Origin of the sequence: Mesorhizobium sp. M7A.F.Ca.CA.002.09.1.1 (assembly GCF_003998555.1) — a bacterium.
Lineage (GTDB): Bacteria > Pseudomonadota > Alphaproteobacteria > Rhizobiales > Rhizobiaceae > Mesorhizobium > Mesorhizobium ciceri.
In genome coordinates this window covers 1-1,813 of sequence record NZ_RZRR01001017.1, presented here as the reverse complement: position 1 = coordinate 1,813, position 1,813 = coordinate 1, and the positions used below count along the sequence as shown (strand labels likewise).

General features: G+C 64.2%; 2 protein-coding genes. Both read left to right on the top strand.

The features are described 5' to 3' along the window. Positions 1–622, top strand: a 622-nt coding sequence (locus tag EN994_RS29655) for an amidohydrolase family protein (protein ID WP_164746333.1), incomplete at its 5' end; no start/stop codon positions are given. Positions 623–673: 51 nt separating this feature from the next. Further along, a partial coding sequence (locus tag EN994_RS29650; protein ID WP_164746332.1) for an SbmA/BacA-like family transporter occupies positions 674–1,813 on the top strand: 1,140 nt, incomplete at its 3' end.

Here is a 1,813-nt window from a genome sequence, read left to right as displayed (position 1 = left end):
GACTAAGGCCGGCGTCATCGTCAGCCTTGGCCATTCCGACACCGGCTACGCCACCGCCAGCGCCTTTGCCGCGGCGGGCGCCTCGATGGTTACCCACCTGTTCAATGCGATGAGCCAGATCGGCAATCGCGAGCCTGGCCTGGCGGGCGCCGCCATCGACATCGGCGCCTTGTCGGCCGGTCTCATCGCCGACGGCATCCATGTCGATCCGGCCACCATCAAGATCGCACTGCGCGCCAAGCAGGGGCCGGCCAGGATCGTTCTGGTCACCGACGCCATGGCGACAATCGGCACCGACATGACGTCGTTCACGCTCAACGGCCGTACCGTCTATCGCAGGCATGGCAGCCTGCGGCTCGGCGACGGAACGCTGGCGGGCGCCGATCTCGACATGATCTCGGCCATTCGTTTCACCCACCGCGTCATCGGGGTCGAGCTTTCCGAGGCCTTGCGCATGGCTTCGCTCTATCCGGCGCAAGCAATCGGCCAGTCGCACCGGCTTGGCCGATTCGCCAACGGCACGGCTGCGGATATTGTCGCGCTGTCGGACGATCTCGACCCGAAGGGCGTCTGGATCGGCGGCGAAAAGGTTTTTGGAGCCGGCTACGGCACTGCGCATTGATATCGGCTGTCGTCGTGAAACCTTTTGATTTTGAGGTCGTTGTCGGAGCGTATGTCCGAGGCGAAACCCAAATTGAAACAGGCCGACGGCATCAAACCGCGCGGTGCCTTGAAGCCGCGACAGCAAGCGCCGCGTGACCACAGGCCGCGCCAAGAGGATCTGCGCGAAAAAAAACCGCCGACTGCCGAAGCTGCCCCCGAGGTCGACGGCCAGCCGGGACCGCCACCGGAGGCTGTCGAGCCGGATCCGCAACTGACGCCCGAAGAAGCCGAGCAGGCGCGCCGGAAATACCTGCTGCGGCGTTTCTGGATCAGCGGGCGCGGCTACTGGGCCAGGCGGGGCGATGGGCTTGCCTGGCCGCTCACGATCGGGCTGTTGATCCTGATCTGCGTCAATGTCGGCTTTCAATACGGGATCAACGTCTGGAACCGCTCCTTCTTCGACGCCATCGAGCAACGCAACGTCCACACCGTTTATGTGCTTAGCGCCATATTCCTGCCGCTCGTCGCTGGAAGCGCGGGCCTTGTGGTCGCGCAGGTCTATCTGCGCATGACGATCCAGCGCCGCTGGCGTTCCTGGCTGACCACCGCCGTCATCGCACGCTGGCTTGCCAATGGCCGCTACTACCAGTTGAATCTCGTCGCCGGCGACCACTCGAACCCCGAAGCCCGCCTCACGGAGGATCTGCGGATCGCCACCGAGTCACCGGTCGATTTCATCTCCGGCGTCCTCAATGCGTTCCTGTCGGCCTCGACCTTCATCGTGGTGCTGTGGACGATCGGCGGCGCGCTCACTTTGCCGATCGGTGGCGAAAACCTGACCATTCCCGGCTTCCTCGTCATCACCGCAGTCATCTATGCCGCCATCACCTCCACGTCGATGGTGGTCATCGGCCGGCATTTCGTCCGCCTCTCCGAGCAGAAGAACCAGGCGGAAGCCGAATTCCGCTACACGCTGACGCGGGTACGCGAAAACGGCGAGAGCATCGCATTGCTCGGCGGCGAGGAGGAGGAGCGCAGCGGCATCGACAGGAATTTCGGTCATGTGCTCAGGCAATGGGCGCTGCTGACGGGCCAGCACATGCGCACGGCGCTGGTGTCGCAGGGGTCGAGCCTGTTTGCGCCGGTCGTGCCGGTCCTGCTTTGCGCGCCGAAATTCCTCGAAGGCTCGATGTCGCTCGGACAGGTGATG